The following is a 16,798-nucleotide window of genomic DNA, read 5'->3' on the forward strand; positions in this document are numbered from 1 at the left end:
GTGAGGAGAGTTTAGTATGAGTATACTTATTGGCTTGATTTTGGTTGTGGCGGCCTATTTTATCGGCAATCTTGATTTTGCCTATATTATGGTTCGCGCTGTAAAGGGTGAGGATGTCCGTAATTACGGAAGCGGTAACGCGGGTACAACAAATGTACTCCGGACAATGGGCCTGAAATACGCCATTCCTGTTTTTATTCTGGATGCGCTTAAAGGTTCTGTCGTGATTCTTGCCGCCAGACTGCTCGGCTTCAGTGAAGCCTGGGTAGCGGCTGCGGGGATTGCAGTGGTCTGTGGTCATAACTGGCCGGTCTGCCTTGGCTTTAGAGGCGGAAAGGGAACAGCTACCTCCATCGGCGTGTTTATCGTATTTGACTGGCAGATTGCTTTAATCTGTATTGCCGTTGGTCTGATCTTCCTGGCCATTTTCAGAATGATGTCACTGACTTCCATTATTGGGATGGTATCCCTTCCGATTGCGGTTCTTATTAAGAGCATTTTTATTACACATGGGGCTGTTTTTACACCTGAACTGGTTTTTGCCTTGTTTCTCTGCTGCTCAACAGTATTCCAGCACCGCGCCAACATTAAGCGGATTGCAGCTGGTACTGAGAGCAAGGTAGGACAGAAAGTTAAAATGGGTGGAGACGATAAGAAAGGCAACTAAACTTTGAAAGGAGACATGAAGATGTCAAATCATAAAAAAGTAGTTGTTGCTGGACAGGAAAAATCCATCTGCGAAGCAGAGCCTGATGTCAGACGTCAATCCCTGACAGATGATGCAATGGAATCTGTTTCAGTGGAAGAAACCCATGAAGCCGGTACCTTTGAAAAAGATGTTATTGGAACTGAAGAAGCGGCGACCAACGCTGCCGTAGATTTAGATGTTTTAGAAGAACAGGAAGAAAACCGAAAAGCCTGATTCTGACTAGTGTTTCAAAGAGACTCTCAAAGCAGAGAGTCTCTTTTTACTGTTTCTGTTTTCTTTTTACAAGAAAGTTGATGTGGATTACAAGAATTTATTCCACGTATTATACCAGATATATGTTATAATAGAAATCGGTGCAGCACATCTTGTGTACGCCTTTACAAACCGATTTTATAAGGAGTTTAAGATTGAAAGAGCTGAAAGATCTATTTAAAAGACATTTTACGAAAGAGCTGGAGGGCAGTGATAAGACTGTCTACGATCTTTTCGAGTGGCAGAATGTTGACGTCAATTTAACAAATTATCAGACGGGCGCGACCATTTTATCCATGGAAGATCTTGAATTTCCAGTTGATTATTCGCAAAATGCCTGCAATATTATAGCCAGCAAGTATTTCAGACGACGGGGAATCCCTAACGGTCTGGGCTATGAACACAGCATGCGTGAAGTGGCTGACCGTATGGTTGGCTTCTGGGCAGATGCTTTGAAAGAAGAAGGCATCATTGAGACTGAGGAAGAGTGGCAGATTTTTTACGATGAGATGGTTTACGCCCTGCTGAAACAGATGTGGGCGCCAAATTCACCGCAGTGGTTCAATACGGGTCTGGCCAGAAGCTATGGTATCAAGGGTGATAAGGACGATCTTTATTACTATGACGAGGAAGCCGGTGAGGTTAAAGAATCAGACGACCGCTATACCCGGACACAATCCAGCGCCTGCTTTATTTTATCCATCGAGGATAAACTGCTCGGCCATCACTCCATTTCTGAGCATTATGTGAGTGAAACCAAGCTGTTTAAAGGCGGCTCTGGTGTTGGCACGAACTTTTCATCGCTTCGCGGCGTGAATGAAAAGCTGTCAAGCGGCGGACAATCCTCAGGAATGATGAGTTTTCTGCAGGGGCTTGACCGTAATGCGGGTGCCATTAAGTCCGGCGGTACAACCCGACGTGCGGCCAAAATGGTCATTGTAGACGTCGATCATCCTGAGATTGAAGAATTTGTAGACTGGAAGGTTAAGGAAGAAGATAAAGTCCGCGCCCTTGGAAAGATGGGCTATGATACCTCTATGGATGGCGAGGCATACCGCACGGTTGCGGGGCAGAACTCAAACAACTCCGTCCGTTTGAATAAAGAGTTCATGGACGCTGTCATCAACCTTGAGCACGAGCCCGATCACAAGATGACCTTGAATGGCCGTGTGGACGACGCGGTTAACCGCGAAGTATCCGTTAAAGAGCTCTGGCAGAAAATTAATACAGCCTCATGGGCCTGCGCCGACCCTGGACTTCAGTTCGACGACCTGTTTAACGCCTGGCACACCTGTCCCGGCGGTGAGGACGGCGATACCTCCAAAAAAGAAAACCGGATCAATGCGACAAACCCATGTTCAGAGTATGCTTTCCTAAATGATACTGCCTGTAACCTGGCATCCATCAATATTTTCCGTTTCTTTGATCCGGAAACCAACAAAATTGATATCGAGCGCTTTTCTCATTTGGCAGGACTGATCCAGCTGGTGCTGGAGGCTTCCATTTACTGGGGACAGTTCCCGACAGAAGATGTTGCCAGAAAAAGCTACCTTTTCCGCACAACAGGCCTGGGCCTTGCCAATGCAGCATCACTGATCCTGGCGTTGGGCTATCCCTATGATTCTGATGAAGCACGTAACCTGATCGCGGCTTTATGCGGTATTATGACTGGGCATTCCTACTATGTTTCAGCGATGATGGCAGGAAAAGTTGGTCCTTTTGCGAAATATGAGATCAACAGCCCCTATATGAAGCGTGTTATCCGCAATCACAGCCGTGTCGCGGGCCATCTGACCGATGATTATGAGGAAATGACTTACGAACCGCTTAAAATCAATCATGAGCTTTTAGAAAATATGGGCTTCCTGAATGTCAGCAGCCGTATCAAGGACGCTTGGAAGGATGCCATTGATTATGGTGAAGCAAACGGCTACCGCAACGCACAGGTTAGTGTAATCGCACCGACCGGTACCATTTCCTTCGCTATGGACTGCGGAGCAACCTCCGTTGAGCCCTTCTACAATCATGTGGTGTTCAAAAAGCTGGTAGGCGGCGGTTCCATGGAAATCGTGAACCCTGTGATGGAGATTGCCCTCAAGAATCTGGGCTATAAGCCAAAAGAAATTTCCGATATTCTCGGCTATATGCTGGATAAGGACGAAAAGGGCTATCTGCGCCATGACACACTGTCCGGTGCGCCGCATATCAAGCCAGAGCATATTCCGGTTTTTGATACAGCTAATACCATCCGTCCAGAGGGCCATGTGCTCATGGTTTCAGCCATCACGCCAATGATCAGCGGCTCGGTTTCAAAGACGGTTAATCTGCCGTCAAACGCAGAGATAGAGGATGTTAAGAAAATTCATCTTCTGGCATATACTACCGGTGCCAAGGCCATCGCCGTTTACCGCGACGGCTGTAAGGCTTCACAGCCTTTAAGCTCAGGTAAGCAGGAGGAAGGCGAAAAGCATTTGGAGGATTGTTCTTATAAAGAGCTCCTGGAATTTGCCCGAGACTGTAATCAGGGGGTACCCAACCGGCGTAAGCCAGACGGTATGCGTATGAGCCGTACCCATGCGGCTAAAATCGGCGATATCGAGCTTTATATCACCATCGGTTTCTACGATGATGGTAAAATTGCAGAAATTTTTGTATCCACCGATAAGGATGGTACAGTGGTTAAAGGGCTGCTGGCTTCATTGTCCAAGTCCATCTCCAATATGCTTCAGTACAATATCCCGCCGGAAAAAATTTCCATTATGCTGAGAGGCCAGAAGTACGAGCCGTCAGGCTTTGTACAGAGACATCCGTACATTAAATACGCGTCCTCTATTTCTGACTTGATCTCCAAGGTGATTGATATTGAATGCGGCGATTATTCCAAATGCCAGGTGAAGCCAAAGGCACCACTTGCAAAGATAGACGCCAGCGCAGCGGCTCCGACACCGGAAACTGTGCCGCTTCAGATGGAAATGGAAATTGAAGGTGAAAAACTCTATGGGGAAGTGTGCAGCCAGTGCGGCAGTGACCGCATGGTCCGCAACGGTACCTGTAAAGTTTGTATGGACTGTGGCACCACTACAGGCTGCAGTTGATTAAGTGAAAATCAAAAAAATAAATAAACCGGGATATTCAGCTTGGAATATCCCGGTTTTTTATGTCAATGTTTTATTTATTCAGACGATCTTTTACATCATCAGCAACATCTTTTGCTTTTTCTTTGATGTCATTTGCTTTTTCTTTGATTTTTCCGGCTGCCTTGTCCATCATGCCTTCGGCCTGTAGGCCTTTGTCGCCTGTTGCACCGCCAACACGGTCTTTCACTTCACCTTTTGCCTGATCGACAAATCCTGTATCTTTGCTCATAATAAAGCCTCCTTAATAAGAATTGTTAGTTCTTATATACCCTCAGACAATCGATAAAAACAATCGCTGGACTATTTCTAAGGAAGGCTTTAGTTTTGTATAGGATAAGCGGAGAGAAAAAAGAGTAATTATTGATTGAGTATTAAGAAGTTTAAAAGTTATGATACAATAAATAAGTAGAAAACGCATGGAAAAACAGAAGGACTACCCGGCGTAGTATGATAAAACAAACTTGCAAAATTAAGTTAAGTTTGATATGATAAGAATTCAGAATAGTCACCAGACTGACGGCAAAAGTCACTCATCAAGAATGGATGGACCAAGCCGCCTGAGTGGAAGACAACAGTAGACAAATGGAGGCGCATTAAATGCGACAGACAATTAAGGAAGCAGAGACCATTGTCATCAAAATGGGGACCACCTCGGTAACCCATGCCAATGGTACCCTCAATTTAAAAAAGCTTGACCAGCTGGCCAGGGTTTTGACGGACCTAGAAAACAGTGGGAGGAAGATGGTTTTGGTATCTTCGGGTGCCATCGGCTGTGGAATGAACCGTTTGGGGTTAAAGGAACGGCCAAAGACACTGGAGGCCAAACAGGCCACCGCTTCGGTAGGACAGGGACTTTTGATGGAGATCTACCATAAGTTCTTTGATGAATACCACCAGAATGTGGGACAGATTCTGCTGACCAAGGATGTTTTTAAACATTCCATTAAAAGAAACAATGCCATCAACACCTTCAAGGCGCTGAAAAACCGTAATATTATCCCGATCGTCAATGAAAATGACTGCATCGCTACGGATGAAATTCAAGAGGAGTGCTTTGGGGATAATGATATTCTGTCTGCCATGACTGCTGATATTGTGGATGCTGACCTTTTGATTATTCTCTCAGACGTGGATGGGCTGTACGACTCAAATCCCAATGAAAATGAGGATGCCAGACTGCTCCAGACCGTTGAGACGATTGATTCCGATATTTTGAGCAGCGCGGGATGTTCTACCTCCGGCCTTGGAACAGGCGGCATGGTAACCAAAATCGGAGCGGCAAAATACGCCACTGACCGAGGAATAGACACGATCATCGCATCCGGTGAGGATGTCAAAGTGATTTATGATATTTTAGAAGGCAATGAAATAGGAACATTTTTTATTAAACAGGATTTACAGGAGGTCCAAAATGTTAAAAAAAGTAATGATTAGTTTGTCTGCAGTAGCAGCTGGTATGCTGACCGTATTGGGCGCTTTTTATGTGGCAGAAAAACGCCGTGAAAAGGCAGTCGGCGGTAAGTTAATGAAAGTACAGTACCGTTTCACCAAGGATTTTGACGACTAAAATCAAGCATTAAACAAAATAAAACAGACGAAAAATTTGGAGGGGTCAATGTCTAAGATCTTTATTTTCACAGCATCCACCGGTGCGGGACACAACCTGGCGGCAAAATCTATTGCCCAGGCTTTATCCGAATATGGTTTTGAGGTAGACGTTTATGATGCCTTCAAGGAAAGCAGCGCCGTTTTAGACAAAATCGTAACAAAGGGCTATAAGCAGCTGGTTGAAAATGTGCCAAAGCTTTATGAGCAGATTTATAACCAGTTTAATCATATGACGCCTTTTCAGCAGAATATTTTTAAAATGATGACAAAGGTAATGAATCCAGAGATCGTTCCCATGATTCAGAAGGAACAGCCACATCTGCTGATTTCAACTCATCCCTTTGTCACCAATATTTTAGGAACTTTAAAAGAGCACGGGGCCTTTGACCTGCCAGTGCTCTCTTTTGTGACAGACTATAAAATCCACAGCGTATACCTGCATAAAAAAATTAATGCCTATGTGGTAGGCAGCGAATATACAAAAGAAACCATGATTGAAAAGGGTGTAAACCCGGATATCATTTATCCCTTTGGCATTCCCATAAGACAGGAATTTGTGGAGGACACCAGGAAAAAGGCCGAGATCGAAGATCCGGCCATCCGCGGTACAATTCTGCTCATGGCGGGCAGTATGGGGACCAGACAGATGGAAAAGGCTTTTGTCGCGCTGATGAAGGTTCAGGAAAAAATTAAAATTATTGTGGTTTGCGGCAACAATAAAAAGGTTGAGCGCTCCATAGAGTTTTTAAACAAGGTCTATGAAACAGAAGATAAGGTGGTGGAGATTCATGGCTTTGTCGACAATATTCCCGAGCTTATGGATGAGTCTGACGCCATTATCTCCAAGCCAGGCGGCCTGACAAGCACAGAGGCGATTGTCAAGTGCATCCCGATGATTATCCCGTATTATTATCCGGGACAGGAGGAGGAGAACGCGGATTACCTGGTGGAAAGCGGCATGGCCATCAAGGTAGATAAGATCAAGGAGCTGACTTCCATGGTCGACTTTCTCATTGAGAATAAATACATTATTCAGCAGATGGCTGAAAATATGTCCGAGGAAGCCAGAAACCATTCGATGGAAAAAACCATTGAGCTTTGCAAAAAACTGATTTCAGAATATGAAGCAGGAGAAATAATCCCGGAACTCTGATAAAAAAACTTTACACCGCTCTGCGGTTATGGTATCATTATTACGTTAAGCCCGTTCTCTTGGTTTTTCGAAACTCCAACGAAATACTGTGATTACGGAGTCTATTTATAATTTAAGGAGAAATGACACAAATGATTTCAAAAGAAGAAAAAGAACGCATTATTGCAGAGTACCAGACACACGAAGGTGACACTGGTTCTCCAGAAGTACAGATTGCTATTTTAACAGCAAGAATCAATGGTTTAAATGAACACTTTGCCGTTCATAAAAAAGACCATCACTCAAGAAGAGGTCTTCTGAAAATGGTCGGTCAGCGTAGAGGTTTATTAAACTATCTCAAAAAGAAAGATATCATGCGCTATCGTGAATTAATTCAGAGATTAGGCTTGAGAAAATAGTACTGTGAGGCGGAGTATTCCGCCTTTTTTCTTTGAATTTTCGAACATCTGTGCAGATGGTTTTGAAATAAACGGAGTCCAGCCGCTTCGTAAATCGGCTGATATCATTGGAGGTATTAATGAGAATATTTGAAACAGAAATTGCCGGTCGCCCTTTTAGCGTGGAAATCGGCGAGGTTGCACAGCTTGCTAAGGGCTCTGCAATGATCCGCTATGGTGAAACCAGTGTTCTGGCCATAGCCGCTGCATCTAAAAAACCCCGTGAAGGCATGGATTTTTTTCCGCTGAGCGTGGATTATGAAGAAAAACAATACGCGGTTGGTAAGATACCGGGTGGCTTTTTAAAAAGAGAAGGCCGTCCTTCTGAAAAAGCAATTTTAAACTCACGTTTAATTGACCGCCCAATTCGTCCGCTGTTCCCCAAGGGATTCCGCAATGATGTCCAGGTGGTCACTACGGTTATGTCTGTTGAGCAGGATAACGCACCGGAAATCGCCGCAATGATCGGCGCGTCCATTGCCCTCAGCATTTCAGACATTCCTTTTGACGGTCCTACCGGTTCAGTAGCTGTCGGCCTGATCGACGGTGAATTTATTCTGAACCCAACAGAAGCCCAGCGCGAAGTCAGCGATTTAAGCCTGACCGTTGCCGGTACCAAGGACGCCATCATGATGGTAGAAGCTGGCGCCAACGAAGTTTCTGAAGAAACCATGCTGGAAGCGATTTTATTCGCGCATGAAGAAATTAAGAAAATCGTGGCTTTCCAGGAAGAGATCGTCGCAGCCGTCGGCGTGGAAAAGAAGGATTATACTCTTTATCTGCCAACAGACGAGCTGACCGCAGAGGTAGAAGCTTTTGTGGGCCGTAAAATGCATGAAGCCGTTCACACTGAAGATAAAACAGAACGTCTTGAAAATATTGATGCGGTTAAGACTGAAGTTGTTGAACATTTTGGCGAGCTTTATCCTGAACAGTTAAATGATATTGATACAATTTTAACTGCTCTGCAGAAAAAAGAAGTCCGCAGTTTGATTCTGGTAGACCGTATCCGTCCCGATAACCGTAAGATGGATGAAGTTCGTCCGATCACTGCAAAAATCGATTATATCCCGAGAGTTCATGGTTCTGGCCTTTTCACCAGAGGGGAAACCCAGGTGCTTTCCATCGCTACTTTAGGTGTCCTGAGGGATGCTCAGGTGCTGGATGGCTTATCCAACGATACGGAAAAACGCTATATGCATCAGTATAATTTCCCAGGCTACAGTGTTGGCGAAGCAAGACCAATGAGAAGCCCGGGCCGCCGCGAAATCGGCCACGGCGCACTGGCAGAGCGCGCGCTGCTGCCAATGATTCCTCCGGAAGAAGAATTCCCCTATGCTATCCGTGTCGTATCTGAGGTTTTAAGTTCAAACGGTTCGACCTCTCAGGCCAGCGTATGCGGCAGCAGTCTTGCTCTGATGGCAGCGGGTGTACCGCTTAAGAAGCCGGTTGCAGGTGTGGCAATGGGGCTGATCAAGGAAGATGAAAAGCTGGCGATTTTAACAGATATCCAGGGTATGGAAGACTTCCTTGGGGACATGGATTTTAAGGTTGCCGGTACTAAAGACGGAATCACCGCGATTCAGATGGATATCAAGATCCACGGTATCGACAGAGAGATTTTAACCCAGGCACTGGAACAGGCCCGCATTGGCCGCATGCATATTCTGGGTATCATGAATGAAGAAATTTCTGAACCACGCGCTGAGTTATCACCATACGCACCGCGTATTATGACCATGACCATTAACCCTGACAAGATTCGTGACGTTATCGGATCAGGCGGAAAGGTCATCAATAAGATTATTGAGGAAACCGGCGTTAAGATTGATATTGAGGACGATGGCACCATCTATATCGCTTCTGAAGACGGTGTTGCCGCAGATAAAGCGAAGGCGATTATTGAAGATATCGTCAAGGAAGTGGAAGTCGGAGAGGTTTATACAGGCGAGGTTGTTCGGATTATGAACTTCGGTGCTTTCGTATCCTTGCCAGGTGGTAAAGACGGCCTGATCCATATTTCAAAGCTTGCCAAGGAACGCGTGAAATCCGTAGAGGATGTTGTAAAGCTTGGTGATGTCGTAACCGTCAAGGTTGTTGAAATTGACGATAAGGGCCGCATCAATTTATCAAGAAAAGCGTGCTTACCTAAGGATTGAGTGTTATAATATGGAAAAGTGCAAGGTAAAAATATACAACGCATCCAAATACCCGCTGCCGGAGTATCAGAGCTCCGGTGCCGCCGGGGTGGATTTATACGCGGATATTGACGAACCGATTGAGATTTCAAACCAGAATATTTACACGATTCCGACGGGAATTTATCTAGAACTGCCGCCGGGATACGAAGCTCAGATCCGGGCGCGTTCGGGTCTGGCCATGAAGCACGGCATTGCCTTGGTCAATGGGATTGGTACCATTGATTCAGACTACCGTGGTGAAATAAAGGTTATTTTAACAAATCTGAAGGCCTTTTCCCATACCATTCATCCCGGTGACCGCATCGCGCAAATGGTAATAAAATCCTATGTCACTGCTGATTTTGTAGAGGTCGACAGTGTAGAGGCTCTGACAGAAACAGAACGCAGCGACGGTGGATTTGGACATTCCGGTATGTAGGAATACAAGGTACAGAAGATCTGTGCCTTTTTTTATTAAGTAAGTGAGGTGATAATAAGGTGGCAACAGCAAGCAAAAAGAAACCGGCTAAAAAGCGCGCAGGCGTGTCAAAGGCCCGTGCTGGCAGCCGCGTTAAAAAGCAGGCTGGCATGAGCCCGATGGTCAAGCAGAGAATAACCGGTGCGGTTCTGGCCGTTCTGGGCCTTTATGTCGGCTATGCTTTTTTGACAGCAACGCCCGGAATTTTAGATAAAATTGTGGGGAAGGTTATCTTTACCTATATGTTTGGCAATACAACCATCATGATTGCCCTTTATATGATCGCCTGGGGAATCATGTTGTTTTTTGACAAGCATAAGGGAAACATACAGACACTGGTCATGGTGTTTTTACTGCTGGTTAATCTGATGGTGGTCTTCAGCCTGAATATTCCAAGGCTTATGACCTACAGCGTGCTCGATCTTTTCAGTGTGGCCAGTTATGGCGGCTATGGCGGAATTATCGGGATACTGCTTTCCTATTTCCTTCAGATGTTGGTGACCAAGGTCGGTACGATTGTTTTTCTGATACTGGCGTCTGTCGCCGAAGCCCTGTTGATTGTACGGGCAAATTTTAACGAGTATTATCAGAAAATGAAGGAAAACAAATTTGGTGTCGCACCTCTGAAAAATAAGGTTGACGATCTGGTAGAAGAACGCAAGCTTTCAAAAGAACTGAGTGAAAAAAGCAAAATTGCCAAGAAGAATAAGGAAAAACAGGAAGAGCCAGCGAGCGACAGCTATGATGGCCTGTTCCAGCGCTCAGAGACCGGAAAGGTTTCGATTGATACAGAGATTCTTGATTTTATTGATGATGTCAATAAAGAGCTGGATGAATCGGAACCCCTGGAGGATTCCAACGAGACTTTGCCAGAAGAACAGCAGGAAAGCCTTTTTCTGCTTCCTGAAAAGAAGCAGAAGCAGAATAAAATTGTGGATGAGCTTCTGGATTTATCCGATGACGGGGAGAACCCTGTAAACCCTCAAATGGAGGCTGACGAGGTTTATCATTTTCCGGAAACGACTTTGTTAAATCCGCCAGCCTCCGGCTCTAAAAACAGAAAGGACGCAGTGGTTAAAAAGGCGAAGATTATCGAGGAAACACTTTCTAATTTTGGCGTACATGCCAAAATCGTCGGGGTGGATGTTGGCCCGAGTATTACCCGGTTTGAGCTTCAGCCAGACCCGGGTGTCAAGGTCAATAAGATTGTTAATCTGGCAGATGACCTGGCGTTGAATCTGGCAACCTCGGATATTCGTATTGAGGCGCCCATTCCAGGAAAAGCTGCGGTCGGCATTGAGGTGCCTAACGAGGAGAGCGTCATTGTCGGGCTGCGCGAGATCATTGAGACACCAGCCTTTGAAAATTTCAAGGGGCCCTTGCCCTTCGCGCTCGGCAAAACGCTGTCTGGCCAGAACATTATCGGGGACATCAGCAAAATGCCCCATGTACTTATCGCGGGTGCCACAGGCTCTGGTAAGAGTGTGTGCATCAACAGTATTATCATCAGTCTTTTGTACAAGGCTTCACCCGAGGATTTACGCTTTATCATGATTGACCCCAAAATGGTCGAGCTGAACCAGTACAACGCCATACCGCACCTTCTGATTCCAGTGGTCACAGACCCCAAGAAGGCATCCTATGCCTTGAACTGGGGCATTAAGGAAATGACAGACCGCTATCAGCTGTTTAAGGAAAACGGCGTGCGTGACATTGACGGGTATAATGAACTGATGGCTGGCCAGGGCGGAGAAAAGCTGCCGCGGATCGTCATTGTGGTTGACGAGCTGGCCGACCTGATGATGACATCGCCCAAGGAATGTGAAAATGCGATCTGCCGTATTGCTCAGCTGGCCAGAGCTTGTGGGATTCATCTGATCATCGCGACACAGAGACCCTCGGTGGATGTGATCACCGGGCTGATCAAGGCGAACATTCCATCCCGTATTGCCTTTTCGGTGGCGTCTAATACAGACTCCCGAACCATTCTTGATATGGCCGGGGCTGAAAAGCTGCTGGGCAAGGGGGATATGCTTTATTACCCCGTCGGAAAATCAAAACCCCTGCGTGTACAGTGTACCTTTGTATCTGACGCGGAGATCAACCGCGTAATCAATGCGGTCAAACCCAAAAAACAGCCAACCTATAATGATGAGATTGAGGAGGCGATTAACGAGCCGCAGGAAGAAGAGGAAGCCAAAGAGGATGACCTGGACCCGCTGTTTGACCAGGCAGTGGAGACAGCCTTTACCTATAATCAGGTATCGACCTCCATGCTCCAGCGTAAGCTGAAGGTTGGCTATGCCCGGGCGGGAAGGCTTATTGATTCCCTTGAGCAAAAGGGCATTATCTCAGGGCCAAACGGCAGCAAACCGCGAACCCTGCTGATGACACAGGAAGAATACTACAGGAGGTGACAGAGTGAAGAAAATCCATATCACAACCCTGGGCTGTGATAAAAATACCGTAGACGCTCAGCAGATGCTGGGAATGCTCGCGGAAAACGGCTATACCATTGAACCCGACCCGGCACGGGCTGAAGTGATTGTGGTCAATACCTGCTGCTTTATCCAGGCGGCCAAGGAGGAATCCATCGAGTATATTCTTGAATACGCCGGCTATAAGGAAAGCGGGCCGTGTGAGATCCTGATAGCAGCAGGCTGTATGGCAGAGCGCTATCATAAAGAGCTTGCGGAGGAAATGCCTGAGGTTGACGGCTTTTTAGGCGTGGGGCATATTGACAACATCATTGACCTGATTAAAGATATTGAAGGCGGAAGGGGAAGAGAAACGCTCTCTGGAAATATCGACCGCCCTTATGTGGAAGAAATGCCCCGCTATATCGAGGACAACACCGTTACAGCCTATCTGAAAATCAGTGAAGGCTGTGACCATCACTGCACCTACTGTGTGATTCCCAAAATTCGTGGAAGACACCGGAGCCGCAGTCCAGAGGCTATTTATAAAGAAGCGGCTTATCTGGAGAAAAAGGGTGTCAGGGAGCTGATCATTATCGCCCAGGACATCACCCAGTATGGGAACGACCTGGAGGGAGAGATAAATCTGGCAGGGCTGCTGACGTGGCTGTCGGAGGATTTTTCCTTCCGTTGGATACGTCTGCTCTATATGTATCCTGAGGGCATCACAGAAGAGCTTCTGGATGTGATCGCCAGCCATGACAACCTCTGCCATTATTTTGATATTCCCATCCAGCATACTGAGGATAAAATTTTAAAACGCATGGGGCGTCCAGTTAACAAAAAGCATCTTTTTGAACAGATCGGGCTGATCCGCGAAAAGCTGCCTGACGCGGTACTCAGGACCGCGATTATCACTGGTTTTCCCGGTGAGACAGAGGAAGACCATGAGGGGCTGCTCGCCTCGCTAAGAGCGCTTAAAATCAACCGATTGGGTGTGTTCAAATACTCGCAGGAGGAAGGAACCCCTGCGGCGGAGTTTCCGGATCAGGTGGATGAAGCGGTTATGGAAAGACGTTGGAATGAAATATACGGACAGCAGGAGGGCATAACAGCTGAAGCCAATGAAGCCTTTGTCGGCAGAAGCCTGGACGTTTTAATAGAGGAAATGGAGGCGCCGGGAACCTATTCCGGGCGAACCTATGGTGATGCACCAGAAATTGATTGTATGGTTTTTGCCAATAGCGGGGAAGAGGTATTAGACATTGGCAATTTCTATAAAGTAAAAATAATCCAGACACTGGATTATGATTTGATAGGAGATGTAGAAAATGAACTTACCTAACAAAATTACCATGGCCCGAATTATTATGATTCCATTCTTTATTATTGCCCTGCTGGTCAATTTCCCATTCCACGAGCCCATTGCGGTGGTGATTTTTATTGTCGCCTCTGCCTCTGACGCGGTGGACGGGCATCTTGCCAGAAGCCGGAATCTGATTACGGATTTTGGAAAATTTATGGATCCGCTGGCAGATAAGCTGCTGACCTGCTCAGCGTTTATCTGTCTGGTTGAGCTGCAGATGATCCCGTCCTGGGTGGTTATCATCATCATTGCCCGCGAATTCGCCATTACAGGTCTCCGGACGCTGGCGGCTTCCGACGGCATTGTCATTGCTGCCAGCAAATGGGGCAAGGCCAAGACCATTTCCCAGATGATTGCAATCATCGCATTGCTGCTGGTCAACTGGCCGGTTATGGCATTCCCCGCCTTGCTGCTATTCGGTAACATCATGGTTTATGTTGCCCTGGCCCTGACCCTTATTTCAGGTATTGATTATTTCAGACTGAACAAGGGTGTCTTTAGAAGTATGTAGGCATTTGAAAGTAAATAAATGAGAATAACAAACGAGCGCGGCGGAAGCCGCGCTTTTGTGTGAGGAGTTTTTATGGAAATTGACGTTCATGTTAAAAGAGCAATTTTACACATTCTGGATACGGGCGCGGGGATTCCGGTGCTTTCGGATACACTGCTGGGGCTGCCCATCGGTATTCAGGAATACTTGTATAAACATCTGACCCGGGCGATGAAGGATCCGGATATTAAGAGAACCCAGTTTGTGGACCCGCCAAGCCGTTTTTGTGAGCTGGTACAGCAGTATAAAAAGGATGACGAAAGCTTTACATCTGTCAGCCAGGAAATCGCGAGCCTGCTCTTTGATTTTATGGTGGAGAATGTCGGGGTGCCGTCGGCAGATCTGCTGGTGGTCGATTTTATTGGCGACGGAGAGCCTTATTTGGGTGTTTTAAAGCTGAATTACAAGCATAGCTATATCCACTATGTCGATCACGAGGACGGCCGTTTAAATGATATTCTTCGTCAGCCCTGCTCACTGCCCACAGAAGGGCAGCGGCTGGATGAGTTTGTGATCATCAATTTAAATACCGGTCAGATTTTTCTAAAGGAAAAAAAGTTTGAGATTGATGACAAAAAGGAGTACTATCTCTCCAACCGTCTGGTTTTATGTGAGGATGTGCTCTCCGAAAAACAGACATTTGATATTGTGGAAAAGACCGTTAAAAAAATTATTGCCAGCGAATATAACGGCGACATTGAAAAGCTGAATACCGTCAAGCGGGTCATCGCCGACGACTACGAATCGGACTCGGTCATTGATATGGACAGTATTGCCCAAGCCACCTTTGGCGATGATTTTACAGTGAAGGAACGCTTCAGGGAGGAGGCTGCCAAAAAAGGGCTTACCCAGCGCAAAGTAGAGGTAAGCGATAATATTGAGAGCAAAATCTTTAAGAAACAAAAGTTTGTTACTGTCTCAGGCATAGAGCTCTCGATTCCAACGGACTACCTCATGCGGGAGGACATTGTAGAATTCAGAAATAATCCAGATGGTACCATCTCGGTGGAGATAAAAAATATAGAAGGATTTGTACCGAAGTAAGAAGATGTGTGGATGCGATAAGATTCACAGAGTATCAGGATCAGGGCATCTAGAGAAGGATTCTTTGTCATTATTCAGATAAACAACTCTGAATCAAAGTTTAATAACATTGCAGAATTTTACCAGAAACAGTATAATGATAAGGGCCGGAGTTTTATGAATCCCGGCTGAATTGACATAAGGAGATGGAATTATGAATTGTGAGCTCGTTTCAGTTGGAACAGAACTTTTAACGGGAGACACCTTAAATACCAATGTTATGTTTTTGTCCAAGGAATTGTCTATAAATGGCTTTTCGGTGCTTTACCATACAACAGTGGGTGATAACCCGGGGCGTCTGAAATCTGTCATTATGCGGGCCTTGACCCGCAGTGACCTGATTATCACGACCGGCGGCCTCGGACCGACCCAGGATGATCTGACAAAGGAGACCATTGCGGAAATTTTTGGTATGGAAATGGAACAGCGGCCAGAAATTGTCGAGAAGCTCAAAGCGTTTTTTGACCGCCGCGGGGTAGAAATGACAGAGAATAACCTGCGTCAGTCTTACGTGCCAAAGGGGGGCGTCATGCTGCCCAACCCCAGAGGTACCGCTCCGGGAATTATGATTGAGAAGGACGGAAAAACTGTAATCATGCTGCCGGGACCACCACATGAAATGATGGGCATGTATGAGGACTGTGTGGAACCCATCCTGCACCAGCTGAAAAACCAGCTCGTGATTTCACGCTATTACAATCTTTCGGATATTGGTGAATCCACTGTTGAGGACACCATCATGGATATCATTGACCGGCAGGATAATCCAACGGTTGCCACCTATGCCAAGCTGGGCGAGGTGATGATCCGCCTGACGGCCAACGGGGATGATCCTGAAACCATTAACGCTTTGCTGGACCGGTATGAGAAGATCATCATCGAACGTTTTGGCGATCATATTTTCACACATTCCCAGGACAGCCTGGATGTGACGGTCGGTAAACTTTTAATGGAAAAGGGCCTGACTGTCGCTCTGGCAGAATCCTGCACCGGAGGTCTCGTGGCTTCAAAGCTGGCAGAGATTCCCGGAATTTCAGCGGCGTTAAAAATGGGACTGGTTACCTACTCCAATGAAGCTAAAATGCAGCTTTTAAAGGTGAGGGCCGAAACGCTTGAACGCTATGGCGCAGTCAGTGAGCAGACCGCACGGGAGATGTGCGAGCACCTTAAGGAAATTTCAGGCTGTGATATTACTGCGTCTGTCACTGGTATTGCCGGGCCTGGCGGCGGATCGCCAGAAAAACCCGTGGGACTTGTATACGTCGGGGTTTGCGCCAATGGAAAAACCACCATTAAAAAATATCTCTTTGAAGGCAGTCGAAAGATTGTTCAATTGCGCACCGCCAATAAAGTTTTTCACTTAATTCGCGAAGCAATCCTTGACAAAACAGAATGATTTCTTTATAATATAGATAGTGATAGAACGAA

15 protein-coding genes are annotated in these 16,798 nt (G+C 46.2%); 14 read left to right on the forward strand and 1 reads right to left on the reverse strand.

The window, feature by feature from the left end:
* Window positions 1-16: 16 nt before the first annotated feature.
* From plsY to B2M23_RS17080, 3 genes are all read left to right on the forward strand, one after another.
* Entirely contained in the window at window positions 17-667 is a 651-nt protein-coding gene (plsY, locus tag B2M23_RS17070; protein ID WP_038352420.1) for a glycerol-3-phosphate 1-O-acyltransferase PlsY, read from the forward strand.
* 21 nt (window positions 668-688) lie between these two features.
* A complete protein-coding gene (locus B2M23_RS17075; protein ID WP_038352421.1) occupies window positions 689-922 on the forward strand; it encodes a hypothetical protein in 234 nt (77 codons plus the stop codon).
* 194 nt (window positions 923-1,116) lie between these two features.
* On the forward strand, window positions 1,117-4,056 hold the full coding sequence (locus B2M23_RS17080; protein ID WP_038352422.1) for a vitamin B12-dependent ribonucleotide reductase: 2,940 nt from the start codon (window positions 1,117-1,119) through the stop codon (window positions 4,054-4,056).
* A gap of 73 nt (window positions 4,057-4,129) precedes the next feature.
* On the opposite strand, the gene B2M23_RS17085 is transcribed toward B2M23_RS17080, so the two are convergent.
* On the reverse strand, window positions 4,130-4,327 hold the full coding sequence (locus tag B2M23_RS17085; protein ID WP_038352423.1) for a CsbD family protein: 198 nt from the start codon (window positions 4,325-4,327) through the stop codon (window positions 4,130-4,132).
* Window positions 4,328-4,695: 368 nt separating this feature from the next.
* Between B2M23_RS17085 and proB the strand changes: the two genes are divergently transcribed.
* From proB to B2M23_RS17140, 11 genes are all read left to right on the forward strand, one after another.
* Window positions 4,696-5,532, forward strand: a complete 837-nt coding sequence (proB, locus tag B2M23_RS17090) for a glutamate 5-kinase (RefSeq protein WP_038352424.1) — start codon at window positions 4,696-4,698, stop codon at window positions 5,530-5,532.
* On the forward strand, window positions 5,510-5,665 hold the full coding sequence (locus tag B2M23_RS17095) for a hypothetical protein (RefSeq protein WP_013380364.1): 156 nt from the start codon (window positions 5,510-5,512) through the stop codon (window positions 5,663-5,665). The genes proB and B2M23_RS17095 overlap by 23 nt, the downstream gene beginning before the upstream one ends.
* Before the next feature lie 48 nt (window positions 5,666-5,713).
* Window positions 5,714-6,859: an MGDG synthase family glycosyltransferase gene (locus B2M23_RS17100; protein WP_038352425.1), complete on the forward strand. Its 1,146-nt coding sequence runs from the start codon at window positions 5,714-5,716 to the stop codon at window positions 6,857-6,859.
* Window positions 6,860-6,990: 131 nt separating this feature from the next.
* Complete coding sequence (gene rpsO, locus B2M23_RS17105; protein WP_013380366.1) at window positions 6,991-7,257, forward strand: 30S ribosomal protein S15; 267 nt, start codon at window positions 6,991-6,993, stop codon at window positions 7,255-7,257.
* A gap of 119 nt (window positions 7,258-7,376) precedes the next feature.
* Entirely contained in the window at window positions 7,377-9,455 is a 2,079-nt protein-coding gene (locus tag B2M23_RS17110) for a polyribonucleotide nucleotidyltransferase (RefSeq protein WP_038352426.1), read from the forward strand.
* A gap of 10 nt (window positions 9,456-9,465) precedes the next feature.
* Window positions 9,466-9,915 (forward strand): dUTP diphosphatase, encoded by a 450-nt coding sequence (gene dut / locus B2M23_RS17115; protein ID WP_013380368.1) that lies wholly within the window; start codon window positions 9,466-9,468, stop codon window positions 9,913-9,915.
* Window positions 9,916-9,974: 59 nt separating this feature from the next.
* Window positions 9,975-12,371: a DNA translocase FtsK 4TM domain-containing protein gene (locus B2M23_RS17120; protein ID WP_081571269.1), complete on the forward strand. Its 2,397-nt coding sequence runs from the start codon at window positions 9,975-9,977 to the stop codon at window positions 12,369-12,371.
* A gap of 4 nt (window positions 12,372-12,375) precedes the next feature.
* Entirely contained in the window at window positions 12,376-13,716 is a 1,341-nt protein-coding gene (gene rimO, locus B2M23_RS17125; RefSeq protein WP_038352427.1) for a 30S ribosomal protein S12 methylthiotransferase RimO, read from the forward strand.
* Entirely contained in the window at window positions 13,703-14,248 is a 546-nt protein-coding gene (gene pgsA / locus B2M23_RS17130) for a CDP-diacylglycerol--glycerol-3-phosphate 3-phosphatidyltransferase (RefSeq protein ID WP_013380371.1), read from the forward strand. Before rimO ends, pgsA begins: the two co-directional genes overlap by 14 nt.
* A gap of 72 nt (window positions 14,249-14,320) precedes the next feature.
* On the forward strand, window positions 14,321-15,331 hold the full coding sequence (locus B2M23_RS17135; RefSeq protein ID WP_038352428.1) for a nucleoid-associated protein: 1,011 nt from the start codon (window positions 14,321-14,323) through the stop codon (window positions 15,329-15,331).
* Window positions 15,332-15,524: 193 nt separating this feature from the next.
* Window positions 15,525-16,766 carry a competence/damage-inducible protein A gene (locus tag B2M23_RS17140; RefSeq protein WP_038352429.1) on the forward strand — a complete coding sequence of 414 codons (1,242 nt, stop codon included), beginning with the start codon at window positions 15,525-15,527 and terminating at the stop codon, window positions 16,764-16,766.
* The last annotated feature ends 32 nt before the right edge of the window (window positions 16,767-16,798 follow it).

The organism is Eubacterium limosum (assembly GCF_000807675.2).
Lineage (GTDB): Bacteria > Bacillota > Clostridia > Eubacteriales > Eubacteriaceae > Eubacterium > Eubacterium limosum.